This is a genomic window from Phenylobacterium sp. GW821-FHT12F10 (assembly GCF_058806695.1).
In genome coordinates this window covers 495,084-510,984 of sequence record NZ_JBXAPY010000003.1, presented here as the reverse complement: position 1 = coordinate 510,984, position 15,901 = coordinate 495,084, and the positions used below count along the sequence as shown (strand labels likewise).

At 69.1% G+C, this 15,901-nt stretch carries 15 protein-coding genes; 7 read left to right on the top strand and 8 right to left on the bottom strand.

Annotation, left to right across the window (positions count from 1 at the left end; all coding sequences use genetic code 11):
- Positions 1-193: 193 nt before the first annotated feature.
- Positions 194-1,627, bottom strand: coding sequence for an MFS transporter (locus AC1RN5_RS18545; RefSeq protein ID WP_493042741.1), 1,434 nt, complete (start codon positions 1,625-1,627; stop codon positions 194-196).
- 325 nt (positions 1,628-1,952) lie between these two features.
- Here AC1RN5_RS18545 and AC1RN5_RS18540 point away from each other — a divergent pair, with 325 nt between their 5' ends.
- The gene (locus AC1RN5_RS18540; protein ID WP_493042740.1) at positions 1,953-2,591 is read left to right on the top strand and encodes a hypothetical protein; all 639 of its coding nucleotides are present in this window, start codon (positions 1,953-1,955) and stop codon (positions 2,589-2,591) included.
- A gap of 92 nt (positions 2,592-2,683) precedes the next feature.
- On the opposite strand, the gene AC1RN5_RS18535 is transcribed toward AC1RN5_RS18540, so the two are convergent.
- Complete coding sequence (locus AC1RN5_RS18535) at positions 2,684-4,900, bottom strand: autotransporter family protein (RefSeq protein ID WP_493042739.1); 2,217 nt, start codon at positions 4,898-4,900, stop codon at positions 2,684-2,686.
- Positions 4,901-5,154: 254 nt separating this feature from the next.
- Here AC1RN5_RS18535 and AC1RN5_RS18530 point away from each other — a divergent pair, with 254 nt between their 5' ends.
- Positions 5,155-5,586, top strand: coding sequence for an endonuclease domain-containing protein (locus AC1RN5_RS18530; RefSeq protein ID WP_493042737.1), 432 nt, complete (start codon positions 5,155-5,157; stop codon positions 5,584-5,586).
- Positions 5,587-5,609: 23 nt separating this feature from the next.
- Here AC1RN5_RS18530 and AC1RN5_RS18525 read toward each other — a convergent pair whose 3' ends face one another.
- A complete protein-coding gene (locus AC1RN5_RS18525) occupies positions 5,610-6,779 on the bottom strand; it encodes a pyridoxal-phosphate-dependent aminotransferase family protein (RefSeq protein WP_493042735.1) in 1,170 nt (389 codons plus the stop codon).
- A 295-nt stretch (positions 6,780-7,074) separates the two neighbouring features.
- A complete protein-coding gene (locus tag AC1RN5_RS18520) occupies positions 7,075-7,851 on the bottom strand; it encodes a tyrosine-protein phosphatase (RefSeq protein WP_493042733.1) in 777 nt (258 codons plus the stop codon).
- Between the two features lie 109 nt (positions 7,852-7,960).
- On the opposite strand from AC1RN5_RS18520, the gene AC1RN5_RS18515 reads away from it, so the two are divergent.
- The gene (locus AC1RN5_RS18515) at positions 7,961-8,185 is read left to right on the top strand and encodes a hypothetical protein (protein ID WP_493042731.1); all 225 of its coding nucleotides are present in this window, start codon (positions 7,961-7,963) and stop codon (positions 8,183-8,185) included.
- On the opposite strand, the gene AC1RN5_RS18510 is transcribed toward AC1RN5_RS18515, so the two are convergent.
- Together AC1RN5_RS18510 and AC1RN5_RS18505 are read right to left on the bottom strand one after the other, a co-directional pair.
- Positions 8,182-8,355 carry an oxidoreductase-like domain-containing protein gene (locus AC1RN5_RS18510; RefSeq protein WP_493042730.1) on the bottom strand — a complete coding sequence of 58 codons (174 nt, stop codon included), beginning with the start codon at positions 8,353-8,355 and terminating at the stop codon, positions 8,182-8,184. The two genes, AC1RN5_RS18515 and AC1RN5_RS18510, sit on opposite strands and share 4 nt — an antisense overlap.
- A 118-nt stretch (positions 8,356-8,473) precedes the next feature.
- Positions 8,474-9,928, bottom strand: a complete 1,455-nt coding sequence (locus AC1RN5_RS18505) for an AMP nucleosidase (RefSeq protein WP_493042728.1) — start codon at positions 9,926-9,928, stop codon at positions 8,474-8,476.
- A 114-nt stretch (positions 9,929-10,042) separates the two neighbouring features.
- On the opposite strand from AC1RN5_RS18505, the gene AC1RN5_RS18500 reads away from it, so the two are divergent.
- The 3 genes from AC1RN5_RS18500 to htpX all read left to right on the top strand — a co-directional run bounded on the left by AC1RN5_RS18500 (position 10,043) and on the right by htpX (position 13,874).
- The gene (locus AC1RN5_RS18500; protein WP_493042727.1) at positions 10,043-11,290 is read left to right on the top strand and encodes a dicarboxylate/amino acid:cation symporter; all 1,248 of its coding nucleotides are present in this window, start codon (positions 10,043-10,045) and stop codon (positions 11,288-11,290) included.
- 72 nt (positions 11,291-11,362) lie between these two features.
- Positions 11,363-12,877, top strand: coding sequence for a putative bifunctional diguanylate cyclase/phosphodiesterase (locus AC1RN5_RS18495; RefSeq protein ID WP_493042725.1), 1,515 nt, complete (start codon positions 11,363-11,365; stop codon positions 12,875-12,877).
- 61 nt (positions 12,878-12,938) lie between these two features.
- Positions 12,939-13,874 (top strand): zinc metalloprotease HtpX, encoded by a 936-nt coding sequence (htpX, locus tag AC1RN5_RS18490; RefSeq protein ID WP_493042723.1) that lies wholly within the window; start codon positions 12,939-12,941, stop codon positions 13,872-13,874.
- On the opposite strand, the gene AC1RN5_RS18485 is transcribed toward htpX, so the two are convergent.
- The gene (locus AC1RN5_RS18485) at positions 13,871-14,110 is read right to left on the bottom strand and encodes a DUF2188 domain-containing protein (RefSeq protein WP_493042721.1); all 240 of its coding nucleotides are present in this window, start codon (positions 14,108-14,110) and stop codon (positions 13,871-13,873) included. The two genes, htpX and AC1RN5_RS18485, sit on opposite strands and share 4 nt — an antisense overlap.
- A 79-nt stretch (positions 14,111-14,189) precedes the next feature.
- Between AC1RN5_RS18485 and AC1RN5_RS18480 the strand changes: the two genes are divergently transcribed.
- Positions 14,190-14,798, top strand: coding sequence for a class I SAM-dependent methyltransferase (locus AC1RN5_RS18480; RefSeq protein ID WP_493042720.1), 609 nt, complete (start codon positions 14,190-14,192; stop codon positions 14,796-14,798).
- 3 nt (positions 14,799-14,801) lie between these two features.
- Here AC1RN5_RS18480 and AC1RN5_RS18475 read toward each other — a convergent pair whose 3' ends face one another.
- Positions 14,802-15,842, bottom strand: a complete 1,041-nt coding sequence (locus tag AC1RN5_RS18475) for a ribonucleotide-diphosphate reductase subunit beta (protein WP_493042717.1) — start codon at positions 15,840-15,842, stop codon at positions 14,802-14,804.
- Positions 15,843-15,901 lie beyond the last annotated feature (59 nt).

The window sequence follows — 15,901 nt, the reverse complement described above, 5'->3', positions numbered from 1 at the left end:
GAAGGGAAGGTGTGGGTGAGCTTGGCGCCCTCGCTTGGAATGGAATTCGAGTCCCTGCGGCGGAGAGACCCCCTCACCCTACCCTCTCCCCCAGGGGGGAGAGGCGAAAATCAACGGCGGATCTCCAGCTGCCGCCCCTCTCCCCCTGTGCGGGGGAGAGGGCAGGGTGAGGGGGCCGTCCAACAGCGCAAGCCTAGGCCACCCCCCGGTCCCCACCCTTGACGAACAGCAGCCCCACGAACCCCACCAGGAGCAGCAGGGCGATGGCCGCGAAGCCCCCCTGCTGGGTCTTGAACACCTGGGTCCCGAGATTGACCAGGAACGACCCCAGCCACACCGTCGCCGTCCCCGACAGCGCATAGACCCCGAAGAAGGTCCCGGTCTGCTCGGGCGGGGTCAGCCGGGTCAGCAGGGTGCGGCTCGACGCGTACTGGGCGGTGACGAAGATGGCGTTGGAGAAGCCGATCAGGATGTAGACCACCTGCGGCCAGGTCCCGAACATCCCCTCCCACAGCCGCACGGAGGGATCGAAGGTCCACAGATAGAGGATGCGGTCCGGCGCCATCCCCAGCAGGGCGACGATGCCGATCAGCGACATGCCGATCTCGATCTGCACCGCCCGCTTGGGCCCGAACCCGGCGTCCAGCCAGCGGCCGACAAAGCCCCCAAGCACCGCCAGCACGCTGAGGATGATCCCCAGCATCAGCAGCTCCAGCGCCCCCCACTTCATCACCCCGGCCGAATAGATGCCGAAGTAGATCAGGAGAGCGGTCATGCCGTCGTAGTAGAACATGCGCGAGGCCAGGTAGATCGCCGCCTCCCGGTAGCCGCCCATCGCCTTGATCATCCGCCAGAGCTCGCTGGCCCCGCTGGAGAAGGCCTTCAGGGCCGGGATGGAGCTGCGCGGCGCGTCCGGCGTGAACAGGAACAGCGGGATGGCCCCGATCGCGAACATCACCGCGGCGATCGGCGCCACGATCCGCTCGTGCTCGTGCATCACCACGTCGAGGCCGAACAGCGGCTTGGCTGGCACGAATCCCCAGTCCACGTGGCCCGGCAGGGCGAAGGCCCAGGCGCAGAAGATCAGCGCGCTCACCGAGCCGAGATTGCCCAGAGCGAGCGCCAGGCCCGAGGCCTTGTGCGCCCCCTCCAGCCCCGCGGCCCGCACCAGCAGCGAATTGTGCAGCACCTCCGAATAGGAGAACAGCACCCCGATCAGCAGCGACAGCGCCATGACGGCGGTGACCGACAGGCCCGACCCGTCCGGCTTGCCCCACCACAGGGCGAAGATGGCCGGGACCATGGTCATCACCACCAGGGCCAGCCAGCCCTTGCGCCGCCCCAGCTTGTCGATGGAGGCGCCCAGGAACGGCGCCGTGGCCATGACGATCCAGCCCGCGTACTGGCTCCAGGAGGAGATGATCTGCTGGCCCCGCACCGGGTCGCCCACCATGGTCGAGGACACATAGGGCATGAAGACATAGATGGTGATCAGCACCACATAGGGGTTCCGCGCCCCCTCGAAGACCGCCCAGGCGGCCCCGCCCTTGCTCAGCGGCGCGTCCCCGCCGACCCCGGCGACCGCCGGCGGATCGAGAATGGCCGAGGCCCCGTGCGTCTCACTCACCAGCGTCCTCCCAGTCCGCTCTATCGGCGGCTGGCTCCGAGGTTAGCCCCTTGGTCGGCGTTGTAGAGTCGAAACTGCGGCCCCCGCGCCCCGCGGCGGCGAGGACCCCCTCACCCCAACCTCTCCCCCAAGGGGGAGAGGCGGACTCCAGGGCAGGTTTCCAGCGACCACCTCCTCTCCCCCTCTTGCGGTTGAGAGGCAGGGTGAGGGGGCCGATGAGCCGCGATGCGCCGAGGACGGCGGCCCCAACGTCACCCTCGTCGCCGCGTGACTCGCGCCCCCAGGCTGCTACCGTCGCCCATCCCTGAACCGAAAGACCGCCCTCATGACCCTTCCCCGCCGGGCCGCCCTCGCCGCCGCGCTCGCCCTGGCCGCCGGCCCCGCCCTGGCCCAGCCGTCGCCGGCCATCGTGCGCCAGATGCCCGCCGCCCAGATCGCGCCGCAGATCGTCCGCGGCGTGGTCAAGGTCGCCAAGGTCGACGCCCTGGTGCTGAAGACCAAGGAGGGCAAGGAGGTCACCGTGAACCTGGCGCCCAACTGGACCGTCTCGGTGATGAAGCCCATCACCGTCGCCGCCATCCAGCCCGGCAGCTTCATCGGCACCGCCGAGATGCCCCAGAAGGACGGCCGCGGGAAATCCCTCGAGGTCCACATCTTCCCGCCCGGGGTGAAGATGGGCGAGGGCCACTACGCCTGGGACCTGAAGAAGGGCTCGATGATGACCAACGGCACGGTGGGCAAGGTGGTGGCCAGCAAGAACGGCCAGGAGCTGGACGTCACCTATTCCTACGGCACCCGCCACATCGTGGTGCCCAAGAACGTCCCCATCGTCCAGATCACCCCGGGCGACCGGACCATGATCAAGGCCGGAACCGCCGTCTTCCTGGTCGCCCAGTCGAGCGCCAAGGGCCTCGTCACCAACGCCATCTCCACCGGCGAAAAGGGCAAGGCGCCACCGATGTAGGAGCGCGTAGAGGCTGACGCCGGCTCAGGCTTCCGTCACGCCCAAACTCCAGGGACTGGAGGGCCCCGCGCCGCGGAGCCCTCCGTCGGGCCCTAGAGCCGCAGCAGGAAGCTCACCATCAGCTGGTGCGCCGAATAGTTCTGGTCGCGCCACAGATAGTCGTAGCCGCCGCCCACCGACCAGGCGCCGGGGCTCTTATAGGTGAAGCCCGCCCCGACATTGAAGGTGTCGGGATCGGCCTTCAGGCCGCTGATGGTGAAGGCCGGGCCGCCGCTCTCGAAGGCCGAGGTGTTGGTCATCATCTCCTCGCTCAGCGAATGCAGCCACTTGCCGTGGACCTCGGGTCGGAAGACCCGCGAGTTGGAGAGCGGAATGTCGCGCGAGACCTTCACCCCCAGGCCCGTCTGCAGGAAGTCGTACTGCTGGGCGGCGACCTTCAGGTTGAGCGCGGGATCGCCGGTCTCGGTATAGGCCTCGGTCCGCAGGTCGGTGTACTGCAGCGTCGCATAGGGGGTGACCACCGTCCGCCCGTCGCCGAGGGCCAGGTGATAGCCCGTCGTCCCGAAGGCGGTGAACTGGCTGCCGCTGTAGTCGGCGACCGCCGTGCTGTCGACGCCGGTGAAGGCCACGTGGCGGAAGCCCGAATAGTTGTCGAAGCCATAGGCGATGGAGCCATTCACGAACCAGGGCCCCGGGGCGTAACCGACATAGGCGGTCGCTTGGTAGGAGCTGATGTTCCCGTGGCTGCGGGCCGGATTGACCCCGGCGTCGCCGTTGTTGCCGTCGATGGACGACAGCGCATAGCGCAGGCCCAGGCCCGCCCGTGCGTTCTCGCCGATCGGCGCGTCATAGGCGGCCATGGCCCCGGCGATGCGGGACTCGTTGCCCTCATAGCCGGCCACGTCGCCCTGGCGGTCGGAGCTGAAGGGGGACCGCTCGTAGCCGAAACCGGTCATCCAGAGGTGCGGGCGGCGGTCGTCGTCGACCTGGCAGGCCGAGGCGTCGGCGGCGCGGCGGATTTGCCGGTCGCGCATCTGGCTGTCCTGGGCGCAGGACTGCTGACCCTCGAGGTGGGAGGCCCACAGGTCCTGGAACCGCTGGGTGGCGCGGAAGGCCACCTGGGGCGAGGCCAGGTTGGCGGTCCCCGGACCGAGCTGGGCCAGGGCCGCGGCGATGGCCGGGGCGTTGGGCAGCAGGGTGATGGCCGTCAGGATCCCCACATTGGTCGGGGTCACCGGCAGGGCGTCGATCACCGGGGCGATGACGATGGGCAGGGCCGGGTTGACCGCCGGCGGCACGGGAACCACCGGCACGCCGGGGACCACGGGGGGCGTCACCACCGGGGCGACCACGTCCACCAGGGGGATCTGGGTGGTGGTGATCCGCACCAGGCCCGCCGTGGTGGGCTGGGCGGAGAAGGCGTAGCGCAGGGTGTTGCTGGTGGCCGTCACCGTGCTGCCGGTGGTGCCGCTGGTGGCGTCGACGATGTTGAAGCTGGTGCCGTTGGCGATCGGTCCGGTGACCGTCACCAGCACCTTCAGGCCGTCGCCGATGGTGGCCGCGCCCACCGGCACGATCTTGCCGTAGAGCGAGGGGCTGAAGATGGTGGTGTTGATGGTGCCCGCCACCGGAATGGCGAAGGCGCCGGCCACGTTCAGGGTGTTGGTGTCGAGGGTGTAGGTCCCGGCCTTCACCTGGCCGGTGATCAGGGCGTTGCCGCCGGTGACGCGGACCAGCTTCAGACCGCTGGCCGCCCCGACCGCCCCGTCGAAGATGCTGCCGTTGTTGAGGGTCAGGGTGCCGGTATTGGCGCCGGCGGTGTTGGTCAGGGCCGCCTTGACGGTCTGGCCGGACCCCACGTTCAGGAAGCCGTCGCCGGCGAAGTCCAGGGTGGAGCCGGTGTTGCTGGTGAAGCCGCGGTTGAAATTGACCGTGCCGGCGCCCGTCACCGTGAAGGTGGTGGCGTAGACCGGACCGTTGAAGGTCACCGTATTGCCGTTCGCGCCCGCGGCGATGTTGAGGAAGGTCGTGCCCGTCGAACCGACGAAGCCGGTGACGGTCGAGCTGTTGTTGAAGCGGATATTGGCCGTGTTGGCCGCCGAGCTGGTGATGGCGCCGCCGGCGTCATTGCTGGTGTTGATGTCCTGGTTTCCCACCGTCAGGGTCCCCGGCCCCTGGGTGTCGACCCCGCTCACCACGCCCACCGGACTGACCACGCCGGGCAGCACCACCACCTCGCGCGCCACGGCCATCGTCGAAAGGGCCGCGAGCGCCAGGCTCAGCGGCGGAATCAGGAACATGTTTTTCATGGCGGGCCCCTCCAGGGGCCGTAGGCAGTCTGCGATGAGGTCTTGCCGCTGGGTGGCGCGGGCCGCCTGAAAAGCACCGCCGGAGCCTCGCCGCTCGCCGAAAGGCGGAAACGTGGCGCTCCCTAAGCGCCCCGTGACGGGGTCAGTTCCATGGCGTCCTTCCGGCACACGTCGCGACCTGGAACATAACACGAACATGCGCTAAGCTTCCTCCTCTCCCCCTCTTGCGGGGGAGAGGCAGGGTGAGGGGGCCGATGAGCCGCAATGCGCCGACAGCCAGGGCCCGGGAGCTCCGCGCCACTCAGACGCGCGCCGAGGCCAGACTCTGGCGGTCGCTGCGCAACCGTCGCCTCGGCGGCTGGAAGTGGCGCCGCCAGGTCCCGGTAGGCCGCTACATCACCGACTTCTGCTGCCTAGACGCCCAACTGATCGTCGAACTCGACGGCGGCCAGCACTCCGAAGCCGTCGCCTATGACGCCCGCCGCACGGCCTACCTCGAAAGCCAGGGCTTCCGGGTGCTCCGCTTCTGGAACTTCGAGATTTTCGAACGCAGCGCCGACATCTGCGACGCCATCCTGAGTCACTGCGGCGGAGAGACCCCCTCACCCTGCCCTCTCCCCCAAGGGGGAGAGGAGGAGTCGACCGGAACACCCTCTCCCCCTCTAGCAGGGAAGAGGGCAGGGTGAGGGGGCCGCCCAGCCGCTGAGATCTATCCCAGCGTCGCCTCCGCCGCGGCCACAGCCGCCGCGCCGTCGGCCTTGAACCCTTGCGCGTTCAACGCCTCACACAGGGCCGTCAGGCAGACCCGCACGTGCCAGGGGGTGGCCGAGGCGCCCATCAGGCCGATGCGCCAGATCTTGCCCTTCAGGGGGCCGAGACCCGCCCCCAGCTCCAGGTCCCACTTGGCCAGGACATGGGCGCGCACGGCGGCCTCGTCGACGCCCTCGGGCACGATCACGGCGTTGAGCTGCGGCAGGCGGTGGGCGGGGTCCACCAGGAATTTCAGGCCGGCGGCCTCGATGCCGGCGGCCAGCGCCTCATGGGATCGCGCGTGGCGCACCAGGACAGCCTGCTGGCCCTCCTCGAACAGGGCCACCAGGCTTTCATGCAGGCCATAGAGCGCATTGATCGGCGCCGTGTGGTGATAGGTCCGGCCGCCCTCGCCGCCCCAGTAGGCCATCAGCAGATTGAAATCCAAGAGCCAGTTGCGGACCTTGGTCTTGCGCCCGGTGATCGCCGTCTGGGCCCGCGGCGACAGGCAGATGGGCGACAGGCCGGGCGGCGCCGAGAGGCACTTCTGGGTGCCGGAATAGATCACGTCGGCGTCCCAGGCCGCCGCATCCACCACGATGCCCCCCAGGGAGGTGACGCAGTCCACCACCGACAGGGCGCCGTACTTGCGGGCCAGCGCGCAGAGGGCGGCGGCGTCGCTGCGGGCGCCGGTGGAGGTCTCGGCGTGGACGAAGGCCAGCACCTTCACCGGGCCCCCGGCCATGGCGGCCTCCACCTTGGCCGGATCGACGGGCTGACCCCACTCGAACTCCACCTTGATCACCTCGGCGCCGGCCCGGTCGGCCATGTCGGCCATGCGGCCGCCGAAGGCCCCGTTGATGGCGATCACCGCCCGGTCGCCGGGCTCCAGCAGGTTCATGATCGCCGCCTCCATCCCGGCGGTGCCGGGCGCCGGCAGGGGCACGCAGGCGTAGCCGTCCGCGTTGAACAGGCGCGACAGCCCCGCCTTGATCTCCTCCATCAGGTCCTGGAAGGCCGGGTCCAGGTGACCGATGGTGGGCCGCGCGCAGGCCGCCAGCACGCGGGGGCTGACGTCGGAGGGGCCAGGCCCCATCAGGATGCGGCGCGGCGGCTGGAAGCTCTGCATGAGATGTCCCCGAACAAGATGGCGCGGGACGATTACGGCGCGAGGGGCGTGAGCGCAATGCCGCCCCACCCGCTCATCCCGGCGAAGGCCGGGACCCAGATTCATCACGCGCCTGTCGATCAGGATCACTGTTCGTGTGGTTCGTGAGGTTCGAAGACAGTCTGATGGGCCTCACCGGCGGCGCGGCTTCAAGAGTTGGAACCACGAACCCACGAACCACACGAACCTTGGATCAAAGCCCAAGGCTTGGGTTGGATCTGGGCCCCGGCCTTCGCCGGGGTGAGCGGGACTTGGGTCACCGCAGGATCCGCGCCTCGATCCTCGCCCGCAGCTTGGCGTCCACCTCCAGCACCTGCTCCAGATACTGGTCGAGGCCGCCGTGGCTGGCCTCGATCGCCGCCAGGCCATGGTCGAGATAGTCCGGGTGCACGCTGGCCGCCTGGCGCAGGCCGTCGTCGTCCACCAGCTTGCCGGTCAGGTCGAGGATGTAGGTGCGCAGGAAGTCCATGCGCGCGGCCATCCGCGCCTCGTTGTTGGTGGCCAGGTAGTCGGCGAGCGTGTCGTCGCGGTGGACGCCTGCGATGTGGTGGGTCAGGGCGCAGATCAGGCCGGTGCGGTCCTTGCCCGCCGCGCAGTGCACCACCAGGGCGCCGTCGGTCTCGGCGATGGCCCGGAAATAGCGGCGGAACAGGTCGACGTGGCGCGGGGCGTGGGGCGCCTCACGGTAGAACCCAAGACTGTCCTGTCGGAACCACTCGGCGTCCACCCGCTCGGCGGCGGCGATGCCCTCGGCCCAGTCGGTCTCCACGCCCTCGATGTCGTTCTCGATCACCTGGCCCGAAAAGCCCGGCCAGCGGCGCGACGGCTCCCGGTCGCGCTCCCGGCGGCGGCGCAGGTCGACGATGGTGGTGATCCCCAGCTCGGCCATCTTCGCCAGGTCGGCGTCGGTGGCCTGGCCGTGATTGGCCGAGCGGTAGAGGACGCCGGGCTTCAGGCCCCGCCCGCAGGCGGTGTCGTAGCCGCCGAAGTCGCGGAAGTTCTCGATGCCCTCGAAGGCGATGTGTCGCGTCATGCCGATCCTCTAACGCCGCGCGCCTGCGGAAGGCAATCTTGAGCGGCGCCGATCAATCTTCACCCGTTGACCGGGCGGCGCTGGACTGCGGGCGCAGAAGGAGTCCGTCATGCCCAGACGCCCCTGGTTCGCGCCCAAGGTCCTCGGATACGGCGCCGGCTGGCCGATCGCCTGGCAGGGCTGGGCCGTGCTGGCGGGGTTCTTCGCGGGCCTGACGCTTTGCCTGGCCTACCTGCACGGTCCCGCCCGGCCCCTGGCCATCGCCGCCCTGGTCTGCCTCCTGGTGGTGATCTGCGCCAGGACCACCGACGGCGGCTGGCGCTGGCGGCCCTAGTCCTCGGCGGGGATCTCGTCCGGATCGAGCCCCATGGCCCGCACCCGCGCCGTCCAGCGTTCCATCGCCGTGTCGTGATAGTCGAAGATGCAGGGAGAACAGCCGCGCCGGCAGCACTCCATCGGGTCGGGCGTCTTGGGCCGCTTGGGCACGGGGATTTCGTCGGTCATCATCGGTCAGATGTTGGCGCATGTCGGTCGGTTGGCGGGCCGGAAATCCTTATCAGGCAAGGCCTCGCGGCCAAATGCCGACAAACCCGTTTTCCTCCATCCACGACCACCGACATGTTCAGCGGAACGGCGGCTCGTCGAAGCTCCGCAGCTTGCGCGAATGCAGCCTCGGACCCTCGTCGCGGAGCAGGGCCATGGTGGCGATGCCGATCTGCAGGTGCTGGCCGATGGCCCGCTCATAGAAGGCGTTGGCCTGGCCGGGCAGCTTGATCTCCCCGTGCAGCGGCTTGTCGGAGACGCACAGCAGGGTCCCGTAGGGCACCCGGAACCTATACCCTTGCGCGGCTATGGTGGCGCTCTCCATGTCGATGGCCACGGCCCGGGACTGGTTGAACCGCAGGGCGCTGACCGAGAACCGGAGCTCCCAGTTGCGGTCGTCGGTGGTGACCACGGTCCCGGTCCGCAGCCGCTTCTTCAGCACCTCCCCGGTCTCCCCGGTGACCTGCTCGGCGGCCTTGCCCAGCGCCACCTGGACCTCTGCGATGGGGGGGATGGGGATGGCCGGCGGCAGGACGTCGTCCAGCACGTGGTCGTCCCGCAGATAGGCGTGGGCCAGGACATAGTCGCCGATGGTCTGGGAGCCCCTCAAGCCCCCGCAGTGGCCGATCATCAGCCAGGCCTGGGGCCGCAGCACCGCCAGGTGGTCGGTGATGGTCTTGGCGTTGGAGGGACCGACCCCGATGTTCACCAGGGTGATCCCGGCCCGCCCCTCGGCCATCAGGTGGTAGGCCGGCATCTGATGGCGCCGCCAGGGCCCGTCGGCGATCTGCTGCTCGGGGTTCTCGCTCTGCGCGGTCACCATCACCCGGCCCGAGGCCGACAGCGCCGTGAACGGCCCGCCCGGAACCTTCAGCTGCTCGCAGCCCCAGCGGACGAACTCGTCCACATAGCGGTGGTAGTTGGTGAACAGGATGTACTGCTGCACGTGCTCGGCCGGCGCCCCGGTGTAGTGGGTCAGGCGGGCGAGCGAGAAGTCGGTCCTCAGGCCGTCGAACAGGGCCAGGGGCCGGGCGTCCTCCAGGGCCGGGCTCCAGAAGCCGTCGGCGATCTCGTCGCCGATCTGGGAGAGCTCGGTGGTGGGGAAATGCCGGGCGATGTCGGCTGAGCCGATGTCGGCCATGGCGATGTCCACGGCCCCGTCCAGCACATAGGGGAAGGGCATCTCCTGGGTGGAGCGGCCGACGCTGATCTCCACCTTGAAGTCGGTCAGCAGCAGGGTGATCTGCTCGATCAGGTAGTCGCCGAACAGGTCGGGCCGGGTCACCGTCACCGCGTACTTGCCGGGCGCCGACAGCCGGGCGTAGGCGCGGCTGAGCCGGGGGAAGCTCTGGCCCGGCGGCCAGGTCAGGCGCAGTTCGGGATAGACGAAGGCCCCGTCGGCGCGGACCGCGGGGTCGGGCGGCGGACCGCCGGCCAGGAAGATCTTCAGGGCGTCGCGCAGGGCGTCCACGCTCTGCTGGTATTCGGCGTTCAGCTTCGCGACGATTGCGGCCGCCTCGGTGTCAGGGTTCATGATCCAACCTAGCGCAGCCCGGCCAAGGTTTCGAGACACCGCACGCGCCGGTATGGACGCGGGCCCCCATCCCGGCGACAAAGGTCGGCTATCGGTCCTTCGCAAGGGTTTGCCATGAATCGCCTGTTCACCGCCTTCATCGTCGGCGCGATGGTCCTGGGCGTCGCCGTCGGCTGGGCCGTGAACCAGTACGCCAGCCCCGATCAGGCCAAGGCGGTGGCCGACAACCTGTCCATCATCACCGACGTCTTCCTGCGGCTGATCAAGATGATCATCGCCCCCCTGGTCTTCTCGACCCTGGTGGCGGGCATCGCCCACATGGAGGACGCCGCCACCATCGGCCGGGTCGGCGTCAAGGCGCTGGGCTGGTTCATCACCGCCTCGATCGTCTCCCTGACCATCGGCCTGGTCATGTCCCACCTGCTGCATCCGGGCTCGGGCCTGGCCCTGCCCAATCCAGACCTGGCGGCCGGCGCGGCGGTGGACATGTCGAAGTTCACCCTGCGGGAGTTCGTCACCCACCTGGTGCCCAAGTCCATCGTCGAGGCCATGGCCAACAACGAGATCCTGCAGATCGTCATCTTCTCGGTCTTCGTCGGCACCGCCGTGGCGGCCATCGACGACCGCGCCCCGGCCGTCCTGGCCCTGGTGGAGCAGATCGCGGCCATCATGCTGAAGGTCACCGGCTATGTGATGAAGACCGCGCCCCTGGCCATCTTCGCCGCGCTCGCCGCCACCATCGCCGTCCAGGGCCTGGACATCCTGGCCACCTACGCCGAGTTCGTCGGCGGCTTCTACCTGTCTCTGGGCATCCTCTGGGCCCTGCTGATCGGGGTGCTGGTGCTGATCGTCGGCCCCCGCGGCCTGAAGCTGGTGGCCGGCATCCGCCAGCCCGCCCTGCTGGCCTTCTCCACCGCCTCGTCGGAGGCCGCCTATCCGCGCACCCTGGAGGAGCTGCAGAAGTGGGGGGTGTCGCGCAAGGTGGCCAGCTTCGTCCTGCCGCTGGGCTACTCGTTCAATCTGGACGGGTCGATGATGTACTGCACCTTCGCCACCCTGTTCATCGCCCAGGCCTATGGGGTCGACCTCTCCATCGGCCAGCAGATCACTATGCTGGCCCTGCTGATGGTGACCTCCAAGGGCATGGCCGGCGTGCCGCGGGCCTCCCTGGTGGTGATCGCCGCCACCCTGGCCTATTTCAAGCTGCCGGAGGCCGGCCTGATCCTGATCCTGGCTGTCGACCACCTGCTGGACATGGGCCGCTCGGCCACCAACGTGGTGGGCAATTCCGTGGCCGCCGCCGTGGTCGCCAAGTGGGAACGCCAGATCGAGAACCCCGAGGCTGAACCCCGAGCCGCCTAAGCTTGGCCGTTAACGGTCGATTCCGGCCTCGTCGGCCAATATCTCCCCGAAATGAGGATAGCGGGGGACGAGATGTCGGAGGCCAGGGCGCACACACGCCAGTTCGGAGGCGCCCGCCTGGCGCGCCTTGAGGCCGAGACCCTGCTGGCCGCCAAGACCGAGGACCTGCGCCGCGCCACCGAGGAATTCGAGCGCCTGAGCGCCGCCCTGGCGCGACGGGTGGACGAGCTGGAGGCCGAGCGGGCCCTCACCCTGCACCTGGCCCGCACCGACGGCCTGACCGGCCTGCTCAACCGCGGCGCCTTCACCTCGGCCCTGATCGAACGGCTGGAGGACGCCCAGGCGTCGGGGGGCCGGGTTGCCCTCTTCGTCATCGACCTGGACCACTTCAAGCACCTCAACGACACCCTGGGGCACCACGCCGGGGACCTGCTGCTCAACGAGATGGGCACGCGCCTGCGCGGCCAGGCCCGCCATGGCGACCTGGTGGCCCGCCTGGGGGGCGACGAGTTCGCCCTGATCACCGCCGACCCCGATGTGGCGGCGCGCGCCGAGCAACTCACCACCGCCCTGGCCCAGGCCTACTGGATCTACGGCCGCACCGTCGCCCCCAGCGCCTCGGTGGGCGTCGCGGTCTTCCCCGACAACGCGGTGGACGCCACCGACCTGCAACGCTTCGCTGACATGGCCCTCTACCGCGCCAAGGCCGGGGGCGGACGCCGGTTCTCGATCTTCGACCGCGACCTGCGGGAGGCCAGCGACCGGCGCAACAGCCTGGAGGGCGACCTGCGCCGCGCCATTCCCGAGGGCCAGATCGTCCCCTGGTTCCAGCCGGTGGTGGACGCCCAGGACAGCCGCATCGTCGGCGTCGAGGTGCTGGCCCGCTGGAACCATCCCGAACAGGGCCTGCTGCTGCCCGGCGTGTTCGTGCCGCTCGCCGAGGAGCTGGGCCTGATCGGCCAGATGGACGCCGCGGTGTTCGCCGCCGCCTGCCAGCGCGCGGCCCCCTGGGTGGCGCAGGGCCTGATCGACACCGTCTCCTGCAACGTCTCCCCCCGCGAACTGCTGGACCCGGCCTTCTCCCGCGACCTGATCCGCCGCCTGCGGGCCACCGACCTGCCGGCCACGGCGCTCACCGTCGAGATCACCGAGACCTTCCTGGTGGACGACCTGGACCTGGCGCGGCGCCATATCGAGCGGCTGGCGGCCTGTGGGGTGCGCGTGGCCCTGGACGACTTCGGCACCGGCTATTCCAACCTGCGCGCCCTGATGCAGCTGCCGATCCACACGGTGAAGCTGGATCAGTCCCTGATCGGCGACGTGGGCCGCGATCCCCGGGTCTCCAAGCTGGTGCGCTCCATGCTGCAGGCCGCCACCTCCCTGGACTGCCGGATCGTCGCCGAGGGCGTCGAGGACGAGGGCCAGGCCCTGTTCCTGCGCGCCGCCGGCTGCGACCGCCTGCAGGGCTACCTGTTCGCCCGACCCATGCCGGCCGAACAGGTCGAGGCCCGCCTGCTGGAGAGCGCCGCGGCGCGGGTTCCGTTGGGGCCCGCGGTCACCCCCATTCCCCTGCGCAACGCGAGATAGCTTGGCGGGGCGGGGCGCGATCCCCATATCCGTGCCGACCTTTCAGGCCGCCATAGGACCCATGCGCAACCACCTTCGAACCTTCATGCTGCTCGCGGCCCTGACCGCGCTCTTCGTCGGCGTCGGCTATCTGATCGCCGGGCCCAGCGGGATGGCCATCGCCTTCCTGATGGCGGTGACGATGAACGCCATCAGCTACTGGAACGCCGACAAGATCGTGCTGCGGATGTACGGCGCGACGGAGGTGGACGAGAGCCACCCCGATCGCCTGATCGCCAACTTCGCCGCCGACGTCCACGAGCTGTCCGACCGCGCCGGCCTGCCGCGCCCGAAGGTCTATCTGATCAATTCCGAGCAACCCAACGCCTTCGCCACCGGACGCGACCCGGAGCACGCCGCCGTGGCCGCGAACCTGGGTTTGCTGCGCATGCTGGACCGCCGCGAGATCCGCGGGGTGATGGCCCATGAGCTGGCCCACGTGAAGAACCGCGACACGCTCACCATGACGGTGACGGCCACCATCGCCGGGGCCATCTCGGCCCTCGCCAACTTCGCCTTCTTCTTCGGTGGAAACGACCGCGACCGGCCCGGCGGCGTGATCGGGACCATCGCGCTCGCCATCCTCGCCCCCATGGCCGCGGCCCTGGTGCAGATGGCCATCAGCCGCCACCGTGAATACGGCGCAGACGCGGGCGGAGCGGAGATCAGCGGCGATCCGCAGGCGCTCGCCTCGGCCCTGCAGAAGATCGAGGCCTATGCCCGCGGCGGGATGATCAACCACCAGGCCGAGCGCAATCCGGCCACCAGCCACATGTTCATCATCAACCCGCTGTCGGGCCAGGGAGCGGACAACCTGTTCTCCACCCACCCGGCGACCCAGAACCGGGTGGCGGCCCTGATGAAGCTGGCCGAGGGCGGCGGGGCCGCCGTCAGCGGTCCGCGCCGGGCGGGCACGGCGGTTCCGGTGACCCCGGCCGCGCGCGGGCCCTGGAGCTAGCCCTTCACCTCGGTGATGGGCCGGTCATGGCCGTCCACCTGTTCCTCATGCCACTTGCCGTCCGAGGTCTCGAAGGAGATGGCCGCGTCGGTGCCGGGGACCTTCTGCTCGCGGGCCACGCGGACGGCGGCGGCGCGGGCGGCGTCGTGGCTGGGGAAGGTCTCCGAATAGACCCCGTCGGACCGATAGGCCCAGCCGCCGTCATGCTGGACGATCTCGTAGACAACCTTGCTCATGACCCGCTCCGATGGATTGATCCCGCCGCCTGAACGGCCAAGGTGGCAAGGTCGATCCATAGGGGGAGAAGCGCAAGCCATGGCTGACGAGACCCACGATCCCCAGACACTGGCCTTCTATGACCGGGAAGCCGCGGCCTATGCCGGGCGTCGGCTGCCCAAGGCCTCGAAGGGGCTGTCGGACTTCCTGGCCGCCCTGCCGGCCGGCGCCCAGGTCCTCGACCTCGGCTGCGGCGGCGGTCAGGACAGCGAGGTGATGCTGGCCCAGGGGTTCGAGGTGACGCCCCTGGACGGATCGGCGGGCCTCGCCCGGATCGCCCAGTCCCGGTTGGGGCGACCGGTGCGCGTGGGGTTGTTCGAGGATCTCGAGGACGTGGACGCCTTCGACGGCGTCTGGGCCAACGCTTCCCTGCTGCATGTGCCCACACAGGCCTTGCCGCTGGTGCTGGGCCGGGTGCGCCGCGCCCTGAAGCCGGGCGGTCTCTTCCAGGCCAGTTACAAGGCCGGAGACGGCGGAGGCCGCGACACCCTGGGACGCTATTTCAACTTCCCGTCGGAGGCCGAGCTGCGGGCCGCCTATGGTCAGGCGGGGTCCTGGACGGACCTTACGATCCGCCAGACCACCGGCCACAGCTATGAGCAGGAGGCGCGGACCTGGCTGCACGTCACCGTGGTCAGGCCCGCCTGAGACCTATTCGGCGGGCACGTTCTCGCTGCGGCGCGACAAGGACCGGTCGAACTCGGCCCAGACGCCGGCCTCCCCGTGCCATTGGCCCTTGGTGGCGGCCTTGGAATATTCGGTGGAGCGGGCCTCGAAGAAGTTGGCGTGCTCGACCCCCGACAGCATGGACTGCAGCCAGGGCAGAGGATTTTCCTTCACCCCGCCGAACACTTCGGGCAGGTGCAGCTGGCGCAGGCGCCAGTCGGCGATGAAGCGGATATAGGCCTTGATGTCGTCAGGCGTCATGCCCTGGACCTCGCCGGCCGAGAAGGCCAGGTCGATGAACTTGTCCTCCAGGCCCACCACCGTCTTGCAGCAGTCGATGATGTCGTCGGCCACGCTCTTGGTGACCACGCCGGTCTCGGCGTTGAAGGCGTGGTAGAGCTTGATGATGCCCTCGCAGTGCAGGCTCTCGTCGCGCACCGACCAGGAGACGATCTGGCCCATGCCCTTCATCTTGTTGTGGCGCGGGAAGTTCATCAGCATGGCGAAGCTGGCGAACAGCTGCAGGCCCTCGGTGAAGCCGCCGAACATGGCCAAGGTGCGGGCGATGTCGGCGTTGGTGTCGACCCCGAACTTCTGCATGTAGTCGTGCTTGTCGCGCATCTCCTGGTAATCCAGGAAGGCGGTGAACTCGCTGTCGGGCATGCCGATGGTTTCGAGCAGCAGGGCGTAGGCCGCGATGTGGATCGTCTCCATGTTGGAGAAGGCCGACATCATCATCTTCACTTCGGTCGGTTTGAAGACGCGGGAATAGCGCTCCATGTAGTTGTCGTTCACCTCGACGTCCGACTGGGTGAAGAAGCGGAAGATCTGGGTGAGCAGGTTGCGCTCGCGGTCGTTGAGCTTGGTCGCCCAGTCCTTGCAGTCCTCGCCGAGCGGGACCTCCTCGGGCATCCAGTGGACCTGCTGCTGCTTCTTCCAGAACTCGTAGGCCCACGGATAGCGGAAGGGCTTGTAGGCGTAGGACGGGGTGAGCAGGCCGGGCAGGGCGATTTTCGAGGCGGTCACGGGCGGACTTTCCAGCAAGGCGGAATCGACGAACGACGCGTTAGCGGGTTAACTTTAGC

What these genes read in the sequence shown, in the direction of transcription:
- AC1RN5_RS18515 (WP_493042731.1), top strand. Translation starts at nt 7,961, where the DNA reads ATGCCCAGACGCCCCTGGTTCGCGCCCAAGGTCCTCGGATACGGCGCC.
- AC1RN5_RS18525 (WP_493042735.1), bottom strand. Translation starts at nt 6,779, where the DNA reads ATGCAGAGCTTCCAGCCGCCGCGCCGCATCCTGATGGGGCCTGGCCCC.
- AC1RN5_RS18505 (WP_493042728.1), bottom strand. Translation starts at nt 9,928, where the DNA reads ATGAACCCTGACACCGAGGCGGCCGCAATCGTCGCGAAGCTGAACGCC.
- AC1RN5_RS18510 (WP_493042730.1), bottom strand. Translation starts at nt 8,355, where the DNA reads ATGACCGACGAAATCCCCGTGCCCAAGCGGCCCAAGACGCCCGACCCG.
- AC1RN5_RS18530 (WP_493042737.1), top strand. Translation starts at nt 5,155, where the DNA reads ATGAGCCGCAATGCGCCGACAGCCAGGGCCCGGGAGCTCCGCGCCACT.
- AC1RN5_RS18540 (WP_493042740.1), top strand. Translation starts at nt 1,953, where the DNA reads ATGACCCTTCCCCGCCGGGCCGCCCTCGCCGCCGCGCTCGCCCTGGCC.
- AC1RN5_RS18480 (WP_493042720.1), top strand. Translation starts at nt 14,190, where the DNA reads ATGGCTGACGAGACCCACGATCCCCAGACACTGGCCTTCTATGACCGG.
- AC1RN5_RS18535 (WP_493042739.1), bottom strand. Translation starts at nt 4,900, where the DNA reads ATGAAAAACATGTTCCTGATTCCGCCGCTGAGCCTGGCGCTCGCGGCC.
- htpX (WP_493042723.1), top strand. Translation starts at nt 12,939, where the DNA reads ATGCGCAACCACCTTCGAACCTTCATGCTGCTCGCGGCCCTGACCGCG.
- AC1RN5_RS18485 (WP_493042721.1), bottom strand. Translation starts at nt 14,110, where the DNA reads ATGAGCAAGGTTGTCTACGAGATCGTCCAGCATGACGGCGGCTGGGCC.
- AC1RN5_RS18500 (WP_493042727.1), top strand. Translation starts at nt 10,043, where the DNA reads ATGAATCGCCTGTTCACCGCCTTCATCGTCGGCGCGATGGTCCTGGGC.
- AC1RN5_RS18495 (WP_493042725.1), top strand. Translation starts at nt 11,363, where the DNA reads ATGTCGGAGGCCAGGGCGCACACACGCCAGTTCGGAGGCGCCCGCCTG.
- AC1RN5_RS18520 (WP_493042733.1), bottom strand. Translation starts at nt 7,851, where the DNA reads ATGACGCGACACATCGCCTTCGAGGGCATCGAGAACTTCCGCGACTTC.